Source organism: Halorubrum aidingense JCM 13560 (genome assembly GCF_000336995.1).
Classification (GTDB): Archaea; Halobacteriota; Halobacteria; order Halobacteriales; family Haloferacaceae; genus Halorubrum; species Halorubrum aidingense.
Map to the genome: position 1 here is coordinate 143,824 of NZ_AOJI01000019.1, position 23,984 is coordinate 167,807.

General features: G+C 67.9%; 18 protein-coding genes, 2 rRNA genes and 1 pseudogene. 13 read left to right on the top strand and 8 right to left on the bottom strand.

Translation table 11 applies throughout. From position 1 onward, the window contains the following. Window positions 1–7: 7 nt before the first annotated feature. A complete protein-coding gene (locus tag C461_RS06670; RefSeq protein ID WP_007999765.1) occupies window positions 8–1,885 on the top strand; it encodes a MutS-related protein in 1,878 nt (625 codons plus the stop codon). Further along, a complete protein-coding gene (locus C461_RS06675; RefSeq protein ID WP_007999767.1) occupies window positions 1,878–2,366 on the top strand; it encodes a hypothetical protein in 489 nt (162 codons plus the stop codon). The genes C461_RS06670 and C461_RS06675 overlap by 8 nt, the downstream gene beginning before the upstream one ends. A 47-nt stretch (window positions 2,367–2,413) precedes the next feature. Here the strand turns inward: C461_RS06675 and C461_RS06680 are convergent, their stop codons facing one another. Further along, the gene (locus C461_RS06680; RefSeq protein WP_007999769.1) at window positions 2,414–7,144 is read right to left on the bottom strand and encodes a glycoside hydrolase family 15 protein; all 4,731 of its coding nucleotides are present in this window, start codon (window positions 7,142–7,144) and stop codon (window positions 2,414–2,416) included. Between the two features lie 228 nt (window positions 7,145–7,372). On the opposite strand from C461_RS06680, the gene malA reads away from it, so the two are divergent. The 3 genes from malA (at window position 7,373) to malQ (ending at window position 13,782) form a co-directional block, all read left to right on the top strand. Beyond that, window positions 7,373–9,472 (top strand): alpha-amylase MalA, encoded by a 2,100-nt coding sequence (gene malA, locus C461_RS06685; RefSeq protein ID WP_007999771.1) that lies wholly within the window; start codon window positions 7,373–7,375, stop codon window positions 9,470–9,472. After that, window positions 9,469–12,219 carry a glucosylglycerol hydrolase gene (gene gghA, locus C461_RS06690; RefSeq protein ID WP_007999773.1) on the top strand — a complete coding sequence of 917 codons (2,751 nt, stop codon included), beginning with the start codon at window positions 9,469–9,471 and terminating at the stop codon, window positions 12,217–12,219. Before malA ends, gghA begins: the two co-directional genes overlap by 4 nt. 75 nt (window positions 12,220–12,294) lie before the next feature. Beyond that, window positions 12,295–13,782, top strand: a complete 1,488-nt coding sequence (gene malQ, locus C461_RS06695) for a 4-alpha-glucanotransferase (RefSeq protein WP_007999775.1) — start codon at window positions 12,295–12,297, stop codon at window positions 13,780–13,782. A gap of 75 nt (window positions 13,783–13,857) precedes the next feature. Here malQ and C461_RS06700 read toward each other — a convergent pair whose 3' ends face one another. Continuing rightward, complete coding sequence (locus tag C461_RS06700) at window positions 13,858–14,061, bottom strand: PLDc N-terminal domain-containing protein (protein ID WP_007999777.1); 204 nt, start codon at window positions 14,059–14,061, stop codon at window positions 13,858–13,860. Window positions 14,062–14,157: 96 nt separating this feature from the next. Between C461_RS06700 and C461_RS06705 the strand changes: the two genes are divergently transcribed. The 6 genes and pseudogenes from C461_RS06705 to C461_RS06730 all read left to right on the top strand — a co-directional run bounded on the left by C461_RS06705 (window position 14,158) and on the right by C461_RS06730 (window position 18,935). Next, window positions 14,158–14,502, top strand: a complete 345-nt coding sequence (locus C461_RS06705) for a hypothetical protein (RefSeq protein ID WP_007999779.1) — start codon at window positions 14,158–14,160, stop codon at window positions 14,500–14,502. Between the two features lie 68 nt (window positions 14,503–14,570). Continuing rightward, on the top strand, window positions 14,571–15,878 hold the full coding sequence (locus C461_RS06710; RefSeq protein ID WP_007999781.1) for a Zn-dependent hydrolase: 1,308 nt from the start codon (window positions 14,571–14,573) through the stop codon (window positions 15,876–15,878). Between the two features lie 57 nt (window positions 15,879–15,935). Further along, a complete protein-coding gene (locus tag C461_RS06715; RefSeq protein ID WP_007999782.1) occupies window positions 15,936–16,892 on the top strand; it encodes a mechanosensitive ion channel family protein in 957 nt (318 codons plus the stop codon). Window positions 16,893–17,167: 275 nt separating this feature from the next. Then, a pseudogene (locus C461_RS06725) lies at window positions 17,168–18,252 on the top strand (transcription initiation factor IIB). A 62-nt stretch (window positions 18,253–18,314) separates the two neighbouring features. Beyond that, window positions 18,315–18,494, top strand: a complete 180-nt coding sequence (locus C461_RS15090; RefSeq protein WP_080506266.1) for a DUF7836 family putative zinc-binding protein — start codon at window positions 18,315–18,317, stop codon at window positions 18,492–18,494. 207 nt (window positions 18,495–18,701) lie between these two features. Beyond that, window positions 18,702–18,935, top strand: a complete 234-nt coding sequence (locus C461_RS06730) for a UPF0058 family protein (protein WP_007999788.1) — start codon at window positions 18,702–18,704, stop codon at window positions 18,933–18,935. Window positions 18,936–19,052: 117 nt separating this feature from the next. On the opposite strand, the gene C461_RS06735 is transcribed toward C461_RS06730, so the two are convergent. Continuing rightward, window positions 19,053–19,424, bottom strand: coding sequence for a DUF555 domain-containing protein (locus C461_RS06735; RefSeq protein WP_007999789.1), 372 nt, complete (start codon window positions 19,422–19,424; stop codon window positions 19,053–19,055). 75 nt (window positions 19,425–19,499) lie between these two features. Next, complete coding sequence (locus C461_RS06740) at window positions 19,500–20,426, bottom strand: DNA-3-methyladenine glycosylase family protein (RefSeq protein ID WP_007999791.1); 927 nt, start codon at window positions 20,424–20,426, stop codon at window positions 19,500–19,502. Between the two features lie 99 nt (window positions 20,427–20,525). On the opposite strand from C461_RS06740, the gene C461_RS06745 reads away from it, so the two are divergent. After that, window positions 20,526–21,023: an SRPBCC family protein gene (locus C461_RS06745; RefSeq protein ID WP_007999792.1), complete on the top strand. Its 498-nt coding sequence runs from the start codon at window positions 20,526–20,528 to the stop codon at window positions 21,021–21,023. Window positions 21,024–21,071: 48 nt separating this feature from the next. Here C461_RS06745 and C461_RS06750 read toward each other — a convergent pair whose 3' ends face one another. Continuing rightward, complete coding sequence (locus C461_RS06750) at window positions 21,072–21,959, bottom strand: DMT family transporter (RefSeq protein ID WP_007999793.1); 888 nt, start codon at window positions 21,957–21,959, stop codon at window positions 21,072–21,074. 113 nt (window positions 21,960–22,072) lie between these two features. Here C461_RS06750 and C461_RS06755 point away from each other — a divergent pair, with 113 nt between their 5' ends. Beyond that, window positions 22,073–22,354: a hypothetical protein gene (locus tag C461_RS06755; RefSeq protein ID WP_007999794.1), complete on the top strand. Its 282-nt coding sequence runs from the start codon at window positions 22,073–22,075 to the stop codon at window positions 22,352–22,354. Between the two features lie 30 nt (window positions 22,355–22,384). Here the strand turns inward: C461_RS06755 and C461_RS06760 are convergent, their stop codons facing one another. The 3 genes from C461_RS06760 to C461_RS15945 form a co-directional block, all read right to left on the bottom strand. Next, window positions 22,385–23,266: a hypothetical protein gene (locus C461_RS06760; RefSeq protein WP_152418360.1), complete on the bottom strand. Its 882-nt coding sequence runs from the start codon at window positions 23,264–23,266 to the stop codon at window positions 22,385–22,387. A 282-nt stretch (window positions 23,267–23,548) separates the two neighbouring features. Then, window positions 23,549–23,670 (bottom strand): 5S ribosomal RNA (gene rrf, locus C461_RS06765). 142 nt (window positions 23,671–23,812) lie between these two features. Then, window positions 23,813–23,984: ribosomal RNA gene (locus C461_RS15945) — 23S ribosomal RNA — on the bottom strand; the annotation flags it as partial.

Sequence of the window (23,984 nt, forward strand, 5' to 3'; positions counted from 1 at the left end):
ACCGCGTATGCGACTCGAGGATTACTGGGGGATCGGCCCGAAGACGAGCGAGCGACTCGTCTCGGCGCTGGGCACCTCACGGGCGGTCGAGGCGATCGAGTCGGCCGACGTCCGGGCGCTCGTCGACGCGGGAATCCACCGCGGTCGGGCGACGCGCATCCTCCGCCGGGCGAACGGCGAGGCCGGCATGGACGTCCTCGCCACGGCCGACACGCGCTCGGTGTACGACGACCTCCTCTCGCTCGCGGCCGGCCACGCGCTGACCGCCCACGCCGCCGACCGGATCCGCGTGTTGACGCCGCTGCTCGACCGAGAAGCCGCCGAGTCACGGCTTGACGACGTGGTCGCGGCCCGCGACGCGTGGGCGGGGCTCACGGCCGACGACCGCGACGCCGTCGGCGCGGCGTTCGACGCGTACGACGAGGCGGACGGCTCCGACCTAGCTGCCGTCGAGACCGCCCTCGCGCTGCGCGACGCCGGGCTCACCGACGACCCGTTCGACGCGATCGGCGCGCTCGACGACGCGGCACTCCGCGACGCCGCCGACGCCCTCGCCGACGTGCGCGGGGAGATCAGTCCGGGCGCGGACGGTGCGATCGAGATCGCTCGCGGCGCCGACGAGACGCTGGACCGACGACGGGACCAACTCGTCGCCGCGCGCGACCTCTCGAACTCCGCGTTCGACGTGCTCGACGCGGTTCGAGACGGCTCGCTGCGGGACTTCGAGGCGTTGGAGGCCGCGACGATCGACCACGTCGCCGCGGAGACCGGCGTCGACCGGGCGACCGTGCGGGCGGCGTCGCCGGACGACGCGCTCGACGCGGCCGACTTCGTCTCCGGCACCCTGCGCGCGCTCGTCGCGGAGCTCGAGGCGTCGGTCGCCGAGCGAGAGGCGACGGTCGCCGCCGACATCCGCGAGCGGATCGGCGCGGTTCGGGCGCCGGGGGACGGCGGTGACTCCTCGGACGACGGCCCCGCAGACAGTGATCCTGTGGCAGATGACTCCACTGACGGCAGCGCCGGGGGCGACGTCGCCCGCGCGGTCACCGCCGTCTCGGACGCCGCGTTCCTGTTGTCGCTCGCGCGGTTCGCGGCCGACCGCGACCTCGTTCGCCCGACGTTCGTCGAGGACGGCGTCGCCGTCCGGAACGCTCGGAACCCGTTTATTACCGACGCCCAACCGGTGTCGTACGCGATCGGGTCGCACTCGCTCGCCGACGCCGGCGACACGAGCGCCGACGCGCCGACGCCGCCGACGGGAGATCGAGTGAGCGTCCTCACGGGGGCGAACTCCGGCGGGAAGACGACGCTGTTGGAGACGCTCTGTGCGGTGACGCTGCTGGCGTCGATGGGGCTCCCGGTCCCCGCGGCGGCCGCAGAGGTGGGGGCGTTCGACCGGATCGTCTTCCACCGCCGGCACGCCTCGTTCAACGCCGGGGTGTTGGAGTCGACGCTGAAGTCGGTGGTCCCGCCCCTCGTCGAGGACGGCCGGACGCTGATGCTCGTCGACGAGTTCGAGGCGATCACGGAGCCGGGGCGAGCGGCCGACCTGCTGAACGGGCTCGTCACGCTCACCGTCGACCGCGGCGCGCTCGGGGTGTACGTCACGCACCTCGCGGAGGACTTGAGCCCGCTGCCTGGCGCGGCCCGGATAGACGGGATCTTCGCGGAGGGGCTCACGAACGACCTCGACCTCCGCGTCGACTACCAGCCGCGGTTCGGCACGGTCGGCAAGTCGACGCCGGAGTTCATCGTCTCGCGGCTCGTCGCGAACGCGCGGGATCGGAGCGTCAGAGCCGGCTTCGAGCACCTCGCGGGGGCCGTCGGCGAGGAGGCCGTCCAACGGACCCTCTCTGACGCCGAATGGACGGGTACCGATGACTGACGCCGGGCCGACGGGACCGGGGCGGATACGGTCGATCGCGGTCCACCGCGAGGACGTGGCGACCGCGCTGGAGGCGACGCTTCGGAGCGACCGGACGGTCGTGTTGCGCGTGACGCCGCCGTTCTCCGGACGGATGCGCGCTCGCTTGCATAGCCTGGGATCGGACTCGTCCGCGAAAGCGACGTCGGACGACGCCGCGGACGAGAGCGAAGCCGCAAAAGAGAGCGAAGCCGCGAACGAGGCCGACCGCGAACCGATTCACATCGATCCCCGGGATCTCGTCGACGAGGTCCCCCCCTACCCGGAGGTCGACGACACCGCCGCGGAGTACCCCGACGCCGACGTCGAAACACGCCGCGAGCGACACGGGGCGGCCGTCGAGACGTGGCGAGAGCGGGTGCGACGCTCGGTGGTCGCCTCGGTCACGATCGACGGCGACGGCGGGGCGACACGCGAGATCGACGTGGTCGTACTGGGATAGCCGACCGGTCGGAAAAATGAGGTTCGAAACGGACTGCGAGCGCCGACCTACAGTCGGAGTCGCTCGACCGTAGTGCCGGCCCGGTCGAACTCGCCGGCGACGGCGTCGGCGGCCGTTTCACCCTCCGCGGCCGCGACGATCACCGTGTCCGCGTCGAGGTCGGCGTCGAGTCGGACCTCGTAGTCGCCGTCGTCGGGCGTCACGAGCGTGGCGCCGCCGACGGTGTAGACGGCGACGACGTCGCCGGTGGTCTCCCCGGAGACGGCGAGGTCCCCACCGACGTACTCGACGGTCGCGTCGAGTTCCGGTCCGTCGGGGCGGTCGCTCTCCACGTATCGGTCGCGGACGACGGTCGGTGTTTCGACCGGTTCGCCGGCCTCGACGCCGTGTGCGAGCCGGATATAGCCGGCCATCGACCACGCCAGCGGGGTCGCCCCCCCAGTGCCCTCACCGAACTCCCAGCCGTAGTCGGTCGGGTGCTCGCGGTCCCACACCTGCTCGGGGAGCATCCGCCCGGAGTTGCCGAACCCGGCCATCGTCTCCAGCAGGGCGTCGGGTTCGAGGGCGTCCTCGTCGGTGCCGCCGAAGGCGTCGGGGCCGTCGCCGCGCGCGCGAAGTTCGTACTCCCCGCGTTCGCCGGTGAAGATCGGCCACAGGCGCCCGCGGCCGTTACCGGTCCCGGCCCACGGCGCGCCGGGGTCTCCGGTGGCGATCTCGCCGTAGGCGTCGCCGACGTAGCGGTACCATCCGGGCCCGTACGGCGTGTCGACGCGGATCGACTCGTCGACGACCGAGACCGAGTTGCGGATCGTCTCGTCGTCGGCCGGCTTCACGCCGAGTCGGACGAGTTCGAGGAAGCCGCCGTCGACGATCTCCCGCTCGTCGTAGGTGGGGCCGTCGTTGGCGATCGTTCGCGGTCGCCCCGATTCGGGGTGGCCGTCGGCAGTGACCCGAAGGTAGTAGGGCGTCTCGGTGTGTCGTTCGGTCCCCGTCGACGTCGCGCACCACTCCTCGACGCGCTCGGTCCAGTCGTCCGCGAGCGCGAGCCACGCGAGCGCGTCGCCGCGGAGCGACTCGGGGTCGGCCTCGGCGGTCGCCGTCGCGGGAGCGTCTTCGATCCGGTCGGCCTCCGCGAGCGCGAGCGCGGCGCCACAGCAGAGTCCGGCGATCTCCGCCGCGATGCTGGACGGCGAGAATCCCGCTTCTTCCTCCCAGCGCTCCTGGGCCGTCTCCGGACCGTTCTCTGCGATATAGCCGAGCGAGCGCCGGACCTGATCGTAGGTGTAATCGGCGTCCGCGGGCGTCATCCCGTGTTCGTACAGCTGCCACGCCATCACCGACGGGAACGCGATGTTGTCCATCTGTTCGCCGCCCCATCGGGTGCGCCCGTCGATGTAGGTGTTCTGCGGGAGGAAGCCGTCGTCGTCCTGCTGGGTGTTGTACAGGTACGCGAGCGCGTCCGCGCCGCGCTTGACCTCGCCCACCTCGATGAGCGCGGTGAACACCTGGTACAGGTCGCGCGACCAGACGAAGTTGTAGCCGTAGCCGCGGTCCTCCGCGGCGTACTCCGTCTCGCCCCACGGTACGGACGGGCTGGCGATGCCGGCGCCGTCGTGGCGCTTGTCCTCGACGGCCGCCAGCGTCATCAGCGCGAACCGGTACTGGGTCTCCAGGTCCGCGTCCCCGGTGACCGACGACGGGAACTCCCGGTCGGCGAGCCAGTTGCGCCACGTCTCGACGTACGCGTCGGACACGTCCGCGAAACCGCGAGAGATCGCGCCGCGCGCTTCGCCGAGCGCGGCCGCGGTGTCGGCCCGTTCGGCGAAGCCGAGCGCGACGGTGTCCGAGACGGTCTCGCCGCTGCCGACGAGTCCCGCGAGCACCACGTTTCCGGTGGCCTCGACCGAGCCGTCTCCGCGCTCACCCTCGCTGAAGAGGGCGTCCGCCTCGTCGCCGCCCGCCGAGAGCGCGCTCGCCCATTTGAACCGGTCGGCGCTCGCGAGCGCGAGCGCGACCTCGAACGGCTGTTTGTCGTCGTCGACGAGTTTTCCGGTGGGCCGCTCCGCGGCGTCGTCGTTTCGCGCGAGCAAGTGGTAGCCGTCGTCGTCGCCGACGCGGTCGCCGCGGTCGTTCGTACCGACGTTCGTGATCGTGGTGTCCACGAGCGCGTACACGTCGTACTCGCGGCTGCCCTCGAACTCGACGTCGGCGAGGATCGCGTCGCCGTCGGTGTCGACCGCGTACTCGACGGTCAGCGTCCAGCGGTGGCCGTGGCCGTCGCCGGTCTCGCGGATCGTCTGGGTGTACGCGAGCGCGTCGTCGGTGCTCGGTTCGGTGACGCGTTCGACCGTCTCGGTCGTCGTCACGTGAGCCGTCTCGTCGAACGTTCGAACGGTGTGGCCCGTCTCGGGGTCCGCAATGAGGAAATCGAACGTCCGAACGTTCATGACGTCAATCCGGGGGAACCGCGCCTCGGTGAGTGCTCCCTCCGTCAGCGTGAACCAGACCGGAACGGGGTCGGCGGCGTCGTGGTCCGCGGGCGTGCCGACGCCGAACTTCCGGCCGGTCGTCCAGTGTGGCGCCTCGTCCGGGCCCTGCGGGCGCTCGTGCGGCGCCGGGAGCGCACCGTGTTTCGCGAGCGTGACCGTCGCGTCGATCCGGAGCGCGTGTGACCAGCCGATCGGCGTCGCGCTGTCGAGGTCGCCGTCGTCGAACACCTGCTCCGCGAAGAGGCCGGCGTCGTTGACGAGCGCCCCGCCGGGCTCACAGATCGCGTACAGCTCGCGGGCCGCCGCGAACAGCGATCCGGCGTCGTCGTCCCGCTCGCTTTGGAGCCCGCCGAGTTCGGCGGCCGCCGTCGCCCCCCACAGCGTCGCGATCGACCACACCTTCGAGGCGCCCTGTTCTGCGGTTCGCCAGTCGTCGCCGGTGAATCGGACGAGCCCCTCGACGTCGGCCGTCTCCCGACGGAGCGCGTCTATCGATTCCTCGACGTGGGTCGCGACGCGGTTGAGGAACGCGTCGAAGTCGGCGTCGGTGATCGACCCGGCGTCGCCGAGCGCGACTCCGCTTCCGGCGGTGCCGCCGTCGGTCGCCTCGTCGTCGCGGAGCGCCGCGAACTCGACCACCGCGCTGGCGAGCGCGAAGGTGCTGGCGTCGGCTCGGTCGTCGCGGCTGTCGGCGCTCGCGCGCTGCGGGAACCGTCCCGTGTCGGGGTTCCAGCGGCCGTCGAGACCGACGAGCGCCGCTGCCGCGGCGTCCGCGGCCTTCGTCCGAATCTCGTCGTCGACGGGCGCGCGAGCGACCGCGGCGAACGCGCGGAGGTACGTCGCACCGGTGTGAGTGAATCGACCGAGCGCGTTCTCCCAGCAGTTCTGACACCGACGCGGGAGGCCGTCGTCTTCGGTCGTCTCACAGAGGAAGTCGACGGCGTCGGCGATGGTGGCGTCGACGCGGTCGCGCCACTCCGGGGGCAGATCGGTCGTCCGACGGAGCCGGGCGAGGAAGGCGACGACTGACGCCGGCTGGTCGAGCTGGTCGTTCGGGCCGGGAGTGCTGTTGGCACCCTCGATCCGCGCGTTCGCCCAGCCGGGGGCGAGCTTGCCGGAGTCCGCCCACACGCGGTGCGGCCAGGACCCGTCGGCGTCCTGCGTGCGACAGAAGAAGGAGGCGGTCGCGAGCAACTCCTCGTCGGCGTCGAGGTCCAGTTCCTCGCTCGCGCCGAGCAGCGCCATCGACGTCTCGGCCTCGTCGCGGAACCACGTGTAGCCGTAGCCACCGGAAGTCGCGTAGAACGCGTCGAACTCCGGCGCGGCGATCCGGGCGCCCGACTCGGCGGTGAGCAGATCGAGCGCACGGAGGTCGCTCGCGATTATCCCCCGCCGAGGTACGCCCTCGGGAACGGTCGGGCCGCGCCCGGCCGCCGCCTCGCGGAGGTCGTCGGCGTCGGGGTACGCGGTCGCGATCCGCGACAGCTCGTCGATGCGGCGCTGTCGGTCCGGCCCGTCGGTGAGCGCGTCGAGCGCGTCGTCGCCGGTCTCTCGCGTCTCGCGCCGGTCGACGACGGCACGGCTCGCGAGCGTGACGCGCTCGGTGCGCCCGTCGCGCTCGAACGGCGCGCGGACGACGACGTCCGGCGTGAGCCGGGAGTCCTCGCGCTGGTCGATCTCCCCGCGGTGGGGGAACCCGTTCTCGTCCTCGCCGAGCAGCTCGGTAATCGTCCGAAGCCGCTGGCCGTGAGCGGCCGACAGCCCGGTCGACGCGGTGAGGAAGTCGTGTTCGGTCCGATGGTACACCTCGACGACGCTCCCGTCGTCGGGACCCGCCTCCTCGTGGACGAGGTTGCCGACGCGGCCTTCGACCATGTCCGGCGAGAACGCGCAGGCGGCGACGAGCTCCGCGTCCGCCGGCGGCGCGCCGCGCAGTTCGACGTGGGTGAGGTGCGTGTCGCCGACGACGAGGTCGAACTGGTGGATCGTGTACCTGCCGGCGTCGTACTCGGTCTCGACGAGCGGGGTGTCGCCGTCGTAGTGCTGCCGAGTTGTGGTGAGGTCGTCGAACCAACGAACGCCCCGCCCCGCCGTGATACCCATCCGGAGCCGGTCGGCCCCGCCGACTCCCGACAGGGAGTACGAACAGTCGTGGACGGTGCCGTCAGGTCCGACATGGACGAGACGACCGTCGTCGCCCGTGAACGCGCCGGCGGTCGTGGGTCGCTCCGCCGGGTAGCGCTCGCCGCGCCGACGTTCGTGCTCTGTGAGAGCGGTTCGCAGTCGCATAGTCAACCTGCGACTGCCGGCCTAAAAGCCTTGACGAACGAGGCGACCCCTCGCGTACGCGCGATAACGAATGCAATGGTAGAAGTGGAAATAGTGACAGAAGCGGAAAACGACCGCTTCCGTCCGTTGCAGCGGCGAACCGCGGCTCCCGACCGCGACGGTGAGTGACAACCCCCGACACCTGACCGAAGAGCAACACCGAAGACCCCGGGTGCCGATGGGCCTCACATGCACCATCCCGGACCCCCACGATTCCTCTCGACCGGCGAGACGACGGAGCTGGCACCGCGGGATCCAGACCCGAACGGGACCTACGAATGGCGCGTCGTCGCCGCGCCGCCGAACAGCGAGGCGACCGTCGGCACCGGCCCAGTGACCGATTTCACCCCCGACGTTCCCGGGCGATTCACGCTCGGCCTCGACGCCCCGGACGGCGATCATCTGCTGACCGTTCACGCGTTCGCCGCGAGCTACGAGGGAGTCGACGTGGCCGGCGGGAGCGGGACCGCGATCCGCGACCGCGACGCCGACAGCGCCCCGATCGACTACGGCGCGGAGCGCGCCCACGAGGGCGTCGGCCGCCCCCGGGTCCGACTCGACGCGACGGTTGAACACGACGGGGACGCCGACGGCCCGGAGATCGCCGTCCGGGCGACCCCGAAGCCGAACCCGGATTCCGACCTCGACGCCGACGACCTGTCGGTGACGTTCATCGTCGACGACCGCGACGTCGAGGCGGCGGTCGCAGAGGGACGAGAGAACCCCCGAGACGCGCTGCGGACGACCGACGACGGACGGGAGCTCCGGCTGCCGGCCGACGTGGTTCCGGACCGGCTCCGAGTCCACGGCGTCGCGGTCGCCCACGAGGCCGGACGGGAGCCGCGCGTCAGCGTCGCCGACGCGGTCGCAGTCGAGCGGGTCGAGCAGGGCGATCTCCCGGCAGGGAGTGACAGCGACGACCCGAGCGACCCGGATCTGGCCGCGCCGGCGGACCCCACCTTCGAGATCGTGCGGCTCAATCAGCCGCCCGAGTGGACGGACGACGCGGCCGTCTACGAGGTGTACGTTCGAACGTTCGCCGACTGCGAGGAGGGAGAGACGTTCGACGCGATCGCCGAACGGATCCCGACCATCGCCGATCTCGGCGTCGACACCCTGTGGCTCACCCCGGTGCTCCAACACGACGGGAAGCCCCACGGCTACAACATCACCGACTTCTTCCAGATCGCCGCCGACCTCGGCGATCGCGAGGAGTACGAGTCGCTCGTCGAGACGGCCCACGACCACGGCATGCGCGTGCTGTTCGACTTCGTCGCCAACCACACCGCCCGCGATCACGAGTGGTTCGAAGACGCGTACCGGAACCCCGACTCGCCGTACCGCGACCGCTACGAGTGGCAGGAATCCGGCGAGCCGGGCACCTACTTCGACTGGGAGCTGATCGCGAACCTGAACCACGCGAACCTCGACGTCCGGCGACACCTCCTCGACGTCATCGACGAGTGGGCGCCGATCGTCGACGGCTTCCGCTGTGACATGGCGTGGGCGGTGCCGGACTCATTCTGGCGAGAGCTTCGCGACCGCGTGAAAGACATCGACCGGGAGTTCCTGCTGATGGACGAGACGATCCCGTACATCCCCGGCTTCCACGAGGGGATGTTCGACGTTCACTTCGACGCGACGCTGTACTTCCAGCTCCGGCAGGTGGGTCGCGGGGCCGAGCCGGCCGCATCCGTGCTCGACGCGATCGACCAGCGCGCGGAGATCGGCTTCCCGGACCACGCCGGGTTCCTCCAGTACATCGAGAACCACGACGAGACGCGGTACCGCGTCGAGTGCGGCGACGCCGCCGCGGCCGCGGCGGCCGCGGCGACGATGACGCTTCCAGGCGTTCCGATGGTGTACGCCGGCCAGGAGATCGGTCAGCAGGGCCGACGCGACGCGATCGCGTGGGACCACGCAAGAGAGGAGATCCGCGAACACCACGAGCGGTTGCTTTCGACCCGGGCGGACCACCGGGCGCTCGGTCCCGCTGGAGACCTCGAACGGGTGGGGTATCACGTCGCGAGCGGTGACATCTCCGAGCGCCCGATCGTCGCTAGCGGGAAGATCCACCCGGACGACGTGGTCGCGTTCCGCCGCCGCACCGACGAGGAGTCGCTCGTCGTCGTCCTCAACTTCGCTCCCGACGAGGCGAGCGTCGCCGTCGAGGCCGATCACGCCGAGACGGACCTCGTGACGGGCGAGCCGTGCGTCGTCGTGGACGGCGAGGGGACCGAGCGGATCCGAGTGCCCGACGTCGCCGTCGTCCGCGCGGAGGACCGATGAGCGGGGCACAGTCGCCGAGTCGGCTCCCGGACGAAACCGCCGCGCTCGTCGAGCGATCGCGTCGCGATCGCGAGGCGGCCGACGACCGATTCGGCGCCGCCAGATCGATCGCCGACCGACTCGGCGCACACCCGATCCGAGCGGACGGGGCCGACCCCGCGACGGACCCGCCGGACGGGGTCGCGTTCGGCTTCTGGACCCCGGATCTGATCGAGCGGGGCGTCCCCCTCGCCGATGTCCGGCTCGAGCTGTTCACGCCGATCGGAGGCGGAGCCGGCGAATCGGACGAGACGGACGACGCAGGCGGTACGGACGGAGCAGACGGACCGGACGGAGCAGACGGGGCGATCGACCCCGGACGCGACGACCTGCGCGAAGTCGAGTTCCGCGTCGACCGACTCGCGGTGGAGCGCGACGACGAGTTCCACTGGGTCGCGGTAGAAGGGATTCCAGTGGGTACGGCGGACCGGCTCGGGGCGCTCTACCAGCTCGTGTATCGGACCCCAGACGGCGACGCGTGGGAGACGGTCCGCGACCCGCTCGCGTACTCGGTCCCGTTCGGCGCGTTCGCACCGGCGGAAGCGTACGACTGGCCGCGGCTCGACGCCACCCGTCCGGACCGCGACCACTTCGACTCGTTCGGCGGCGACGACGAGGCGCTCCCGACGACCGAGGACGACGGCCTCCCGCGTGTCGATCCCGCGACGAGTATGCTGGAGATCCACCCGGGGACCTCGACCGAGGCGGGGTCGCTCGCCGCGCTCGCGGAGCGGTTCGAGACCGTCGGGGAGAAACTGCGGGCCGACGAGCCACTCGACCCGCACGAACGGAACTACACCGGCTACGACGCGGTTCAGCTCATGCCCGTCGAGCCGCTCACGCAGGCGTACGGCCGGCAGTGGTACTGGCGGCCCGGCGGGATCGACGGCACAGATGGCGGGGCCGACGACGTTCACAGCGGCGGTGACGAGCGTGATGTCGATTCCGCGCCCGCGCCAGCACCCGCGGCCGCGTTCGACCGCGAGCGTGACGCGGAGCGCGTGACCGTCGGCGTCGAGCGTCCCGACCAGACGAACTGGGGCTACGACGTGGTCGTGAGCGCGTTCTCCGCCGCCAACCCGGCGATACTGGAGACCGGCCGGCCCGACGAGCTCGTCGAGTTCATCGCCGCCTGCCACGCGATGCCGGACCCGATCCGGGTCGTCTTCGACGTCGCGCTCGGCCACGCCGACGAGGGCGCGGCGGAGCTGTTGCCGGACCCCTTCTTCGAGGGGCCGGGCATGTACGGGCTCCACCTCGACTACAGACAGCCGGTCGTGCGGGCGATTCTGCTCGAACTCCAGCGGCGCAAGGCGAACTTCGGTGCCGACGGGATCCGCATCGACGGCGCCCAGGACTTCACGTACCACGACGCCGAGACCGGCGAACAGGTCCACGACGACGCGTTCCTCGCGGAGATGGACCGCGTGGTCCACGAGGTCGCGGGGACGGCGTTCCGCCCGTGGATGATCTACGAAGACGGTCGACCGTGGCCCCGCGAGGACTGGGAGTTGGCCTCGACGTACCGGACGCTGATCGACCAGCACCCCCACGCGTTCCAGTGGTCGCCCGTGACGTTCGCGCACAACAAGCCCGCGCTGTTGACGTTCTGGGCGACGAAGTGGTGGCGCATGCGCGAGGTCGCCGAGATGGGAAGTCAGTGGATCACCGGCGTCGCGAACCACGACACGCTGCGCCGCGGCTCGCAGGTCGAGGTGACCGACGACTGGGGCGGCGCGCTGATCAACCCCTACCTCGCCGACTCGCCGCCGGAGACGATCCGCGAGGCGTACGACAGCCCCGCGGCGCTCGTCTGGTTCCACGTCGCGATGCCGGGCGTCCCAATGGACTTCCTCCACGCGAACTACCGCGCGCCGTGGGGGTTCGTCCGCGACACCGACCCGACGTGGAACGTGAAGGTCGTCGCCGAGGAGGCGCCGTGGATCGACTGGCACGTCCCGGAGGGCGCGTTCGCCGACGGCGACGCGTTCGCCCGACTGAAAGAGCTCGGGTTCGAGACGCGCGAGGAGTTGAAGGAGTTCGTCACGACGCTCGCCGCCTTCGTGGAGGCGACCGACTTCGACCTCGATCTGATCGCGGAGCTGCTGTCGGTACAGGGGATGTCGCTCGCGGGCGACGACCACGGTCACGATGACGACCACAGCAACCGCGGCGACCGCGACGACCACAGCGGCGACGAACTCACGGCCGACGACCTTCAGCGGTTCTCGTTCGCGTGGAGCGCGGACGTGAGCGAGTACGTCGTGCTCGACCGGTGGGAGGACGCGCAAGACGAGACGCGCACCGCGTTCGACCGCGAGGTGCGGGAGTTCCGGCAGGCGCGGCCGTGGCTCCGCGCGGACGTCGACCCCGAACGCGGCGAGGCGTTCGGCTACCGCCACCCGACCGAGGGGACCGTGGTGTACGAGGCGCTCAGACGGGACCCCGACGGCGAGGAAGCCCTGCTCATCGCCTGCAACGTGGAGGGAACGCCGGTCGAGGTGTCGCCCGCCGGCGTGCTCGACGACCTAGACGCCGGCGGTGCCGACGGCACCCGTGACGCAGACAACGCGGCCGACGACTGGACCGTCGCCGTCGCGGCGCCCGGGATCGACGCCGAGGCGGGAGACAGTGCGGCCGACGGTGACGCGGGACCGGTGACGCTCGAAACCGCGGACGCGGTCGTCTGGCGGCGACGCAGCGAGTGAGCCGGTCGGGACCCGCGGAGGTCCCGTCATCTCGGAGACACAACGCTTGAGTCGGTGGGGATCGCAGGGTTGATTATGCGATTCGACCGCTCCGCCGGCATCTTCTGTCACGTCACGTCGCTCCCGAGCGATCACGGGATCGGTGATCTCGGTGAGGGCGCTGAGGCATTTTGCTCGTTCCTCGGCGACGCCGGCGTCGGCCACTGGCAGATCTGTCCGATCGGACCGACCATGGACGCCGCCGGCGAGTCACCGTACCAGTCGCCGTCGGCGTTCGCCGGCAACCCGCTCCTGATCGACCTCGACGGGCTCGTCGCGGACGGGTGGCTCGACGAGTCCGACCTCGAACCGGTCCCCGACTTCCCCCGTGACCGCGTCGATTACGGTGCGGTCCGCGAGTACAAGCTCCCGCTGTTGCGAACCGCGTTCGACCGGTTCGACGCGTCGAAATCGGCCGAGGAAGCGGCCGAACTGGACGCGTTCCGCGAACGGGAGCCGTGGCTCGCCGACTACGCGCTGTTCCGGGCGCTCTCGGACGCGCGGCCCGAAGGCACGTGGGCCGAGTGGCCCGAACCCCTCCGAACGCGAGAGCCGGACGCGCTGGCGGCGGCGCGCGTGGAACACGCCACGGAGATCCGGTTCACCGAGTTCGTCCAGTGGACGTTCGACCGACAGTGGCGCGACCTCCGCGAGGCGGCCGCCGACGAGGGCGTCTCGATCGTCGGCGACGTGCCGATCTACGTCGCGCTCGACTCCGCGGACGTCTGGGCGAACCCGGAGGCGTTCCATCTCGACGATCAGAATCGACCGGCTGCAGTGGCGGGCGTCCCGCCGAACGCGGGCGACGACGGCCAGCGCTGGGGGAACCCCGTCTACGATTGGGAGCAGCTCGCCGCGCGCGACTACGACTGGTGGATGGCCCGCTTCCGCCGGCTGTTCGACCTCGCGGACGTCGCTCGGCTCGACCACTTCCTCGGGTTCGTGAAGTACTGGGCGATCCCGGCCGACGGCGACCCGGCCGACGGCGAGTGGCGCGACGGCCCCGGCCGCGACCTCTTCGAGGCGGTCGAACGCGAGTTCGGGAAGGCCCCCTTCATCGCCGAGGATCTCGGGTTCGAGGAGCCGGCGATGGACGAGCTGATGGCGGAGTTCGGGTTCCCCGGAATGCGCGTCCCGCAGTACGCGAACTGGTGTGCAGAGGGCGACCAGTACCAGCCGATGCACTATCCGGAGGGCGTCGTGGGGTACACCTCGACGCACGACACCGACACGTGGGTGGGTTACTTCGAGGACCTCCCGGAGCGCCAGCGCGACTGTTTCCGCTTTAACGTCGGCGCCGAGGGCGACCGGGGAGTCGAATGGGAGATCATCGACGAGGTGTGGGGATCGGAGGCGGTGCTCGCGATGACGACGCTCCAGGACCTGCTCGGACTCGACAGCGGCGCTCGGTTCAACGAGCCGGGGACCCTCGACGGCAACTGGGACTGGCGCGTCCGTCGAGACGCGCTCGCGGACGACCTCGCCGACCGGCTGTGGGAGCTGGGGGGACAACACGTTCGCTGACGGGCGAGCGAACAGTGATCGAAGAACGGGGTTGAGGAAACGGGACGTCGGTGAGAAAAGCGCGTTCGCGAAGCGTTACTTCCGGCCGAGGAGCAGGTACAACACCAGCCCCAGAAGCGGTGCGAGGAAGGCGACGATCGCCCACAGGAACGCGGGTTGGTCGCTGCGCGACTGGGCGTCGGAGTACACCCACAGGATGATCGCGAGGTGGACGATCAGGCTCACGAGCCCGAACAGGAACGCGATTGCGCCGGCCGCTTGGAGGGGTATGGTAAGCATCGATTCTCTCGAATCGCGGAGGCGATAAGTGTCTTTGGGCATCGCGTCGGCAGCGGCGCCGGAACCCACAAGTTGTGTTGTATGTAACCAATAGACATGGTGGAACGGCGTCTCGCGGTCGGCACCACGGCAGAGAGCGCGGCCGAACTCGCGTGTGCGGTGGGGCTCCTCGCGTCGGCCCGGTCGCGAGACGGAGACACCCGTGCCGGACACCTCGCCGTCGGGTTCGCGTCCGGCTTCCTCTACCGCCACGCCCGGTTCGCGGCCGGGTGCAGACGCCTCCGACAGGGGCCGGTCCGGTCCGTTTCGATCACGCTCGCATGGGCCGCGCTCGCCGTCGCCGTCGACCGCTCGGTCGACGGTGCCGCGGCGCGACGCGCGGTCGGTGCCGGATTCGCGCTCGGCTCGTTCGGGTACCGGCTCGTCCGTCGCGACGGGTGATCGGCCCGTGGTCAATCCGGGATCGCCGGACCACGAACGGTTTTGGTCGTCCGGCGCGCGATCCGTGCATGGAACTTCCAGTAGACGCGTCCCGGCTCCGAGCCGATATCGAAGCGAACGCGGAATTCGGCCGGATCGAGGACGGCGACTCCGAGACGCGGGGCCGCACGAACCGGACCGGCACGGAGGCGAATCGGGCCGCCAGAGACCGGCTCGTGGCACGGTTCGAAGACGCCGGACTGGACATCGCCGTGGACGCGGTCGGGAACCTGCTCGGGACGTGGACGGCCGATTCGGCCGATCCGGACGCCGCGCCCGTCGTGAGCGGTAGCCACCTCGACAGCGTTCCGGAGGGCGGAATCTTCGACGGACCGCTCGGCGTGTACGCCGCGCTCGAAGCGGTCCGAGCGATGCAGGACGCGGGCGTCGAGCCGGATCGCCCGGTCGCCGTCGTCGGCTTCACCGAAGAGGAGGGCGGGACGTTCGGAAACGGCCTGCTCGGCTCGGCGGTGGCGACCGGCGAACTCGCCGCCGAGGACGCGCTCGGACTGACGAGTGCGGACGAGATCGACGGCCTCGTCGCCGGCGAGACGCTCGGGGAGGCGTTAGACCGGATCGGCTACCGCGGCGACGACGCCGTCGAGCCCGCGACGTGGGAGGCGTTTTACGAACTGCACATCGAGCAGGACACGGTCTTGGAGACGGCCGACGCGGACGCTGGCGTCGTGACGACTATCACCGGAATTACCCACTGCGAGGCGACGATCGAGGGGGAGGCGAACCACGCGGGCGCGACGGCGATGGGCGACCGCACGGACGCGCTCGCGGCCGCGAGCGAGTTCGTGCTCGACGTGGAGGCCGCCGCGAACGAGGTGGTCGAACGCGACAGCGACTCCGCCGTCGGTACGGTCGGCTCGCTGTCCGTCTCGCCGAACGCGACGAACGTGGTACCGGGCCGCGTCGACGCCGGCGTCGACGTCCGTGACGTCGAGTCCGAGTCCATGGAGACGATCGTCGCCGCCGCGCGCGACTCGCTCGACCGACTGGAGCGCGAACGCGGAGTCGAGACGTCGATCGAACGGCCGTTCGACGTCGCGCCGACGCCCATGAGCGAGCGGCTCCGAAAGGCCGCCCACGACGCGGCTGACGAGGCCGGGCGGACGGCGATCGATCTCCACTCGGGAGCAGCCCACGACGCGATGCGCGTCGCGCGCGTGACAGACGCGTCGCTGTTGTTCGCGCCGTCCCGCGACGGAGTGTCGCACAACCCGCGCGAGTGGACCGACTGGGAGGACTGCGCCGCCGCGACCGAAGTGCTCGCCGGCGCGGTGGCCCGATCGGCCGGCGCCACGGCGCAGTCCGGCGGCGAGGAGTAATCCGTCCCGACGGGTGACCGTCACAACCGTTTTCCCGGTTCGCCCCGACCGGCGACCGTGAGACGACCCCTCGCGCTCGGCGCCGTCGCACTCGGCCTCGTTGCCGGAGCCGCCGGCGGGCTCGCGACGACGACCGATATTCTGGGCGGCTGGCCCGACCTGTTCGGGTACGCGGCGACGCTCGTCGTCGGACGGGCGCTCCTCGTCGTCGCCGTGGTGTCGATACTGTACGGATCGTATCTCCTCGTAGTTGGCGTGGTGATGCGGATGACGAACAAGCGGCGCGCGTACAACACGCGGAACGTCCTCCGTCTCGCGTTCGGGTTCATCGGAACGATCGCGACGCTGGCAGTGGTGACGGAGAACTGGCTCGGGCTCCTCTTTTCGCTCGGGATCGTCGGGTTCGCGATCACGTTCGCGCTCCAGCAGCCGCTCCTGTCGCTCATCGCGTGGGTGTACATCACCATTAAGCAGCCGTACGGCATCGGCGACCGGGTCCGGATCGACGACGCGAAAGGCGACGTGATCGGCGTGGACTTCCTCGTGACGACGCTCTGGGAGATCAACGGCGACCTCGTCACGACGAACCAGCCGTCGGGCCGCGTGGTGACGGTGCCCAACAGCGTCGTGCTCTCCTCGAACGTGGTCAACTTCGGCGGGGGCGGGTCGCCGTACGTGTGGAACGAGGTCGGCGTGCAGGTCGCCTACGAGACCGATCTCGACTTCGCGAAAGCGGTCATGATCGAGGAGACGACGGCCCTGGTAGGTGAGGAAATGGCCGCCGGCATCGCGGCGTACCGCGAGGCGCTTGCCGACACTCCCGTCGAACTGGAAGTCCACGACCGACCGACGGTGAACGTGTCACAGGGCGAGTCGTGGGTCGAGCTCCGCGTCCGGTACCTCACGCATCCCCGCCGCGGACAGCGCGTTAAAAATCGACTGTACGAGCGGATACTCGCCCGATTCAACGAGGATCCGGATCGGGTGGCGTTCCCTGTGAGCCGGAGCCGGTAGCGAGCACAGCGGTGTCGCGAGGCGCACAGCTCCCGGCGTCAGATCATCTCCTACATTTATATAGTTCGATTAGGGCACTCACGTGTTGGTGAGATACGGCGAGCCGCAAGCTCCTCATCAAGATCGGTGTTTTCAGCCTCCTCACACCGCAATATCGAGCCCCACGACACCACGGACCACGATATATTTATATAGTCTGGAGACTTACCATGGGTTAACGAATCGGCGAGCCCGGCCCCAGTATTTCCGTCGGGAGTTCGAATCGGAGAGAACCCATGACCGAGACACACATACGCGGCTACGACGGGGAAACGGAGCGGGAGCGACCAACCAAATCGACGGACGAGTCCGTCGGGAGCGAGACGGAAACGACGGCTGACGAGCGCGCGACGACGTGCCCTGAGTGCAGCGGCCGCCTCGTGACGGACACGGAGCACGGCGAGACCGTCTGTGAGGACTGCGGCCTCGTCGTCGAGCAGGATTCGGTCGACCGCGGGCCGGAGTGGCGCGCGTTCAATTCCGGAGAGCGCGACAGCAAGTCGCGGGTGGGCGCTCCGACGACGAACATGATGCACGACAAGGGGCTCTCGACGAACATCGGCTGGCAGGACAAAGACGCCTACGGCAAGTCCCTGTCNCGAACATGATGCACGACAAGGGGCTCTCGACGAACATCGGCTGGCAGGACAAAGACGCCTACGGCAAGTCCCTGTCGAGCCGTCAGCGCCAGAAGATGCAGCGGCTGCGCACGTGGAACGAACGGTTCCGCACGCGCGACTCGAAAGAGCGCAACCTCAAACAGGCGCTCGGCGAGATCGACCGCATGGCGTCGGCGCTCGGGCTCCCGGACAACGTCCGCGAGACCGCCAGCGTGATCTACCGCCGCGCGCTGAGTGAGAACCTCCTCCCCGGCCGCTCCATCGAGGGCGTCGCGACCGCGGCGCTGTACGCCGCCGCCCGGCAGGTGGGCAACCCACGGAGCCTCGACGAGTTCACCGCGGTGTCACGGGTCGACAAAATGGAGCTCACCCGGACGTACCGTTACATCATCCGCGAACTCGGTCTGCGCGTTCAGCCCGCAGACCCCGAGAGCTACGTCCCGCGGTTCGTGTCACGGCTAGAGCTCTCCGAAGAGACCCAGCGGCTCGCGCGGGAGTTGCTCGACGGCGCGAAAGACGCGGGGATCACGAGCGGGAAGTCCCCGGTCGGGCTCGCGGCGTCGGCAGTGTACGCCGCGGCGCTCCTCTCGAACGAGAAGGTGACCCAGAGCCAGGTGTCGGCCGTCGCCGACATCTCGGAAGTGACGATCCGGAACCGGTACAAGGAGCTACTCGAGGCGAGCGAGGGGCTGGCGGCCTAATCACGGGCGTCACAGCGAATCGCCACCCACGTTTTTAACGTACCGGCGTGTACATCGATACCATGGTTGATGCGTTCGTCAGACTTGCCTGTCCGGAGTGCGGTAAAGGGTGGGAAGATAACCCTTCGGAGCTACAGAGCCTCCGTTCGAACTTTAGCTGTCCGTCCTGTCATGCGACCCGCCGCCTGACGGAGTTCATGCGGACCGAACGAGATCTCGAAGCTGTCAAACAGTTCCAATAGGTGGCGGAACGGCAGCGATCTGGAGCCACATCACGAGATCGTCGGCGGCGCGGCCCCGCCCGAGACTCGAAAACTGTCGCCGAGATCTATCTCGATCGATAACGTAAAAGACGCGTCTAGGGGCGGAGAACGGGGATCAGGCAATAACCCATGATAACGTTACTCAAGATAATAATATAAGCCTCCGGTAGCAACGGACTGTTACTCATGAAAAAGCAGGAGCTCATCCATCTGCACGGTCTCCTCGCGGAAGTACGAAAACAGTGTGAGTTTTGGAACGAGGACATCGACCTCGAAGCCTACGAAGAACTTGGTGTCAAACCGACATCCATTCACAAGTCGAAAACTGACCACAAGGCCGCTGTTTTTAAGCTGACCGACGGAATTACCGAGCCGATGAAAGAGTCCGAATCGGAGCCGCTGGCCCCGACCGCGGACTAACCCGAAGCCTTCGCCGCTGAGCGTCGTCCGTCAGTACAGTCCGAGTGACTACGCTCTATCGCTCTCAACAGAAACAGAATCCCCGAAGCGGACAGATCGGTCCCTGCAGGTGTCGCCTCAAGCCGTTCCGTCGGAGTCGGTCCCGTCGGACTGGGGCTCGATCTCCTCAACGTCAAGCACCGACAGCGGAATATTTCGAAGCCGTTTCCCGATCTCCTTGCGGGCGACCCGTCTCGCGTGTTCTTCTCGATCGACGTTGAACACGTCCATCTGTAGTTCGAGCGCAACGAGCGCCTCGTCGGCGGCGACGAACGCGGGCGGTAGCTCTTCCCCGCTCGGAGCGGTCCGGGTTCCCGTCTCGATTTCGACGTAGTTGAGATCGGGGTTGAGCATCTCGCCGGTCTTCGAAATGGCGATCCGGACCGCCTCTTCGGCGGTCTCCACGTCGTAGACGGGAACGGCGGCCTCGACGACGACTCGACAGTTCATCACGGCTACTGGTACCACACGCGTTCGTATGAAAGTTCGGCCGCATCGGCGATCCGAGCGGCTGCGACCGTACGACTATTCGCCGCCGGCCCGGAGGTAATAAAAGACGTACGTCTGCGCGTAGCCGGCGAACTCGCCACCGAACTGCTCGCGAATCGCTCGCGACGTCTCCGCGTAGGTGCCCCGTTCGCAATCGGGATAATACTCCTCGATCGTCGTTTGGATCCACGTGTCGAGTGGTACCGCTTCGAGGAATCCGAGCGAAAAGAGCAGCACGCAGTCGGCGACCTTGTCTCCGACGCCGACGAACCGCGTCAGCGACTCACGAGCCGCCTCGTACTGGAGGTCGGCCGCCTCTGCGGGATGGGCCTCCCCGGACGCGACCATCTCGGCGGTCCGCTGGACGTACGGCGCGCGGTAGCCCAAAGCGAGGTCGCGCAGCTCCGACTCAGTGCGGGCGGCGAGCTGATCGGGCGTGGGAAACGCGTGGTACGACTCGCCGTCGAGTTCGACGGCGTCACCGTACGTCTCCCGGAGCCGACGCTGCATGCCGTGGATCCGAGCGACTCGCATCTGCGCCGAACAGATGAACGATATCAGACACGGAAACACGGGATCGCGAGTGAGTCGCATCCCCTCGTACCGTTCGTACGCGCGTTCGAGAAGCGGCAGGTCCGGGGTCGCATCGAGGATGGCGTCGAGATCGTCGTCGAGTCGAAAGAGGTGTTCGAGAAGGGGGACGGCGTCGGTCGTCGACTCCCAGTGTAGCGTTCCGTCGTGGACGCTCCCGGTCTGTCTCACTCGAAGCGGAACGCGTTCGTCGCTCACATTCGGAATCGGGTCGACGACAGTTTCGTACCAGTCGTCACCGCCCTGCGCGTGGAGCTCGTCATAGGTTCCACCGTCGGCGCGGTTCCAGAGGTAGCTCTGCCCGCTCTCGACCGTCGATTGGAGGTCGAACGGACCGGCCAGCGAGCCGATATCGACCGCGCCTCGTTCCATTATCGATCGGGTAGGGCGGCGACCGTATTCCGGTTTCGGTAGCGGCGGGCACCGACAGCCGTGGAGGGGTTTTTGTCCGGTCGGCCCCTGAGTAGACGCATGCCGACGTACCGGCGGACGACTCGCGTGCCGGCCCCCATCGGCGAGGTGTGGGCGTTTCACTCCACGATCGACGGACTTCGTGAACTCACACCCGACTGGATGCACCTTCGAGTCGGCGAGGTCGTTGGACCAGACGGGACCCCCGACCCCGACGTGCTCGCAGAGGGGTCGGAAATCGAAATGTCGCTGCAGCCTTTCGGTGTCGGACCGCGACAACGCTGGACCTCACGGATCGTCGAACGTGAGCCCGACGGCGACGCACCGGTCGAAGCGAGCGCACACTTCGTCGACACCATGATCGGTGGGCCGTTCCGCAGGTGGGAGCACACGCACGCGTTCTACGCGGACGGCGACGAGACGCTTCTCGTCGACACCGTTCGGTACCGCCTCCCTCTTGGTCCGCTCGGTGATGCGGTCGGCCCGTTCGCGAAGATCGGATTCGAGGGCATGTTTCGGGATCGACACAAACGGACGATCGCGCGGTTCGAGCCGTAGTCTGAGTCGGCCCGCGCCCGCCACCTCAATACACCCTGTTCGGTTCCGTTACGTACCGCTTGCAGACGACGTGATCGCGATTCCGATGAGCACGACAGCTCCACCGATGATCGTGATAGGCGTTGGGACCTCCGATAAGAACACGAGCGCGAGGATCGTTGCTCCGACGGGTTCACCCAGCAACGATACCGAGACGACGCTCGATTCGAGATGGCCGAGTACCCAATTGAGAACAGTATGCCCGAACAGCCCCGGACCGATCGCCAAGCCGACGAAGATCGCCCACTCTCGAGGCGGATACCCGCTGAGTGCATGCCCTTCAGCGTACACGATCGCGAACAGCGAAACGGTGCAGACGCTATACACGACCACTACGTAGGGCACGAGCGCGAGTCGTTGTCGAAGCGATCGACCAGTGAGAACGTATCCCGCAGCCATCACCGCACCGAACAGCGCGAGCGTGTTGCCGTATAGCGGTCGTGGTCCGATACGAACTCCGCCGACGAAGTCCCCGACCGACATGCTGATCATTCCGATCACGGCAACGAGAATGCCGACAACCATCCGGCGGGTCACTCGCTCCCGAAGCAGGAGCCATGCGCCGAGCGCGACAAACACGGGTTGCGCCTGAACAAGCGTCACGCTCGCGGCGACACTCGTCCAAGACAAGCTTTCGAACCACGCCGCGAAGTGGAGCGCCAAAGCGACACCAGAACACACCGCAAACAGCAGATCTCGGCGCGTGATGCGCGTGAAGTGGTCCCAGTAGCGCCATACCGCGATCGGTATCAACGGTAGTGTCGTGAACAGAACCCGATAGAATGCGGCGACAGAACTCGGAGCGTCGCTCAGTCTGACGAGGATTGCTCCAGCGCTCACCGCGACAATCGCCAGGAGGAGCCCCGCCCTTGGTGAGACGCGGGGATCGGTCGCCATCGGTTCTGGTGGACGATTTATTTGACACGGTTTACCGGTTTCGACCCACTCTCTCTGCAGACCGTATTCGGCCGTTCGACGGGAATTTGAGCGGCCGGTGCAAACGGTGTACTATGTGTGCGGACACCTTCGGCGTGGGAATTCATCTGACGGACACCGAACTCCAAGTCGTCGTCCACGTTCCATCGGAGGTCGACTCGGGGTGGACTGATCCAGAAGCGTTCCAATCACTCGTCGCGGAAACGGTGTGGTCGCAACTCGACCAGCAGCAGGTGCTCGAAACGATAGCAAGCCGTTTCGAAACCGGAGATACCGTGACACTCGGAACGGTTTCGCTGGAACCGGACGGGACTGTCGTTTCTCACGATCTCACGGTCCCAGCCGCAGAGCCGTAGCTCGGCGGTGACGGCCGCTGGGAGAAGCGGTTACTCTCCTTCGGTGTGCTCGAGACCCCGACTGCTCGCTAATCGGGCAAAATAAATTCCGACCTCCCACAAGCGCTTCGCGCGATACGCAGTGAGATCGTACCTGGTTGGTCCGACCGTCTCACTCCACGTCTCAAGCACATCAAGCGTCACCAATCCGGACAGCGTCGCACCGAGCGTCCGCGGTGTTGTCTCTGGCTCCGACAGCATCGCGTGGATCTGTTTTGATTGCGGATAGTTGCGGTTACACGCCTCTATTCCTCGCTGGGCTTCCGCCCAATGTCGGCGGACGTAGCCGAAAGTCGTCGGATCATCCCGTCTCAGTTTTCCGATATTCTCGCCGATTATCGGTTCACTGCCCGTGACAGTATCAACCAGATCAAAGATCGAAGCAAATTCCGGATCCGTTTCGGCATCGATCGAGCAGCCGATCGTGACGGTTCCGATCGAATCCGGAAACTGATTTCGAAGTCTGCAGATGAACGCCTCGACTGCAGCGGCCCCGCGATTGGCCAACACCGGGGCGATATCGTCGACGATCAGGTGGACGTCGGACGCGTCAGTGCCGGAGAGATGATCACCGACAGACGAGAGCACGCGATCGGTCCCAACCGGGGCTCCAAGCACAGTGTACGCAAGACGTCCGTCAGGTGCGATCTGTGTCGTCGCCGCGGCACCGCGTGTGAGATCGCTCGCAGCGACGACCGCTTCGCGAGTGGGCATCCCGCCGTACTGACGCCACCCGCGGCGCCATCCCTCAACCCCCTCGTTGAATAGCACAGTAATCACCCGTTCCGGGATTGGGCCCTCACGAACACGTGGTCGGCTGTCGCCGGATACCCGTAGCGTGACGGTTGGCTCACGTGCTTTCGGAACGGCCATCGATACGTTGACTTCAGCTACAAAATTCATAAACTTATGGGTGTCACTCTCAATATTGAAATTTGATCGAACGATTGCGGTCGCGGTGTGGGTGTGTTGACTCCTCTGCGCTCTCGCTCGCTCTATAAATACAAACAGCCCACGGACGCGATGTCCGTGGGCTGTGTCTGGGAGATGTCTCCCGATGAATGGGTAGGCNCGCTCTCGCTCGCTCTATAAATACAAACAGCCCACGGACGCGATGTCCGTGGGCTGTGTCTGGGAGATGTCTCCCGATGAATGGGTAGGCGGCGAACCGCGGTTTCCAGAGGATCGCTCACTCCAGTACTTCCCGGTACGCTGGTGGGCTTAACTTCCGTGTTCGGAATGGGTACGGGTGTCGCCCCACCGCTATGGCCGCCTTCACGCCGACTCTCGGACTCGAACCGAGACTCATCACGCGCTGTCGCGTGATGAGACGCCTGTGTCGGTGGTTCGTCTGCCGACCGTGTATATGTGCGATCCAGTTACCGCCTGAACTCATACGAACTGTGGTGTCAGTGCCGTATGACTGTGGCTTCGGTCTGTTAGTGCTCGTGGACTCAACACCTCGTTGCCTCGGTGCGTACATCCCGAGTCTATCGAACTCGTCTTCTACGAGTGACCTCATCGGTACTTCTTTTCCATGTGGGTTTCGAGCTTAGATGCGTTCAGCTCTTACCCCGTGTCGCGTGGCTAC

What these genes read in the sequence shown, in the direction of transcription:
- C461_RS15090 (WP_080506266.1), top strand. Translation starts at nt 18,315, where the DNA reads ATGGTTGATGCGTTCGTCAGACTTGCCTGTCCGGAGTGCGGTAAAGGG.
- C461_RS06730 (WP_007999788.1), top strand. Translation starts at nt 18,702, where the DNA reads ATGAAAAAGCAGGAGCTCATCCATCTGCACGGTCTCCTCGCGGAAGTA.
- malA (WP_007999771.1), top strand. Translation starts at nt 7,373, where the DNA reads ATGCACCATCCCGGACCCCCACGATTCCTCTCGACCGGCGAGACGACG.
- C461_RS06755 (WP_007999794.1), top strand. Translation starts at nt 22,073, where the DNA reads ATGTGTGCGGACACCTTCGGCGTGGGAATTCATCTGACGGACACCGAA.
- C461_RS06680 (WP_007999769.1), bottom strand. Translation starts at nt 7,144, where the DNA reads ATGCGACTGCGAACCGCTCTCACAGAGCACGAACGTCGGCGCGGCGAG.
- C461_RS06670 (WP_007999765.1), top strand. Translation starts at nt 8, where the DNA reads ATGCGACTCGAGGATTACTGGGGGATCGGCCCGAAGACGAGCGAGCGA.
- C461_RS06760 (WP_152418360.1), bottom strand. Translation starts at nt 23,266, where the DNA reads ATGGCCGTTCCGAAAGCACGTGAGCCAACCGTCACGCTACGGGTATCC.
- gghA (WP_007999773.1), top strand. Translation starts at nt 9,469, where the DNA reads ATGAGCGGGGCACAGTCGCCGAGTCGGCTCCCGGACGAAACCGCCGCG.
- C461_RS06705 (WP_007999779.1), top strand. Translation starts at nt 14,158, where the DNA reads ATGGTGGAACGGCGTCTCGCGGTCGGCACCACGGCAGAGAGCGCGGCC.
- C461_RS06710 (WP_007999781.1), top strand. Translation starts at nt 14,571, where the DNA reads ATGGAACTTCCAGTAGACGCGTCCCGGCTCCGAGCCGATATCGAAGCG.
- C461_RS06750 (WP_007999793.1), bottom strand. Translation starts at nt 21,959, where the DNA reads ATGGCGACCGATCCCCGCGTCTCACCAAGGGCGGGGCTCCTCCTGGCG.
- C461_RS06675 (WP_007999767.1), top strand. Translation starts at nt 1,878, where the DNA reads ATGACTGACGCCGGGCCGACGGGACCGGGGCGGATACGGTCGATCGCG.
- C461_RS06740 (WP_007999791.1), bottom strand. Translation starts at nt 20,426, where the DNA reads ATGGAACGAGGCGCGGTCGATATCGGCTCGCTGGCCGGTCCGTTCGAC.
- C461_RS06735 (WP_007999789.1), bottom strand. Translation starts at nt 19,424, where the DNA reads ATGAACTGTCGAGTCGTCGTCGAGGCCGCCGTTCCCGTCTACGACGTG.
- malQ (WP_007999775.1), top strand. Translation starts at nt 12,295, where the DNA reads ATGCGATTCGACCGCTCCGCCGGCATCTTCTGTCACGTCACGTCGCTC.
- C461_RS06745 (WP_007999792.1), top strand. Translation starts at nt 20,526, where the DNA reads ATGCCGACGTACCGGCGGACGACTCGCGTGCCGGCCCCCATCGGCGAG.
- C461_RS06700 (WP_007999777.1), bottom strand. Translation starts at nt 14,061, where the DNA reads ATGCTTACCATACCCCTCCAAGCGGCCGGCGCAATCGCGTTCCTGTTC.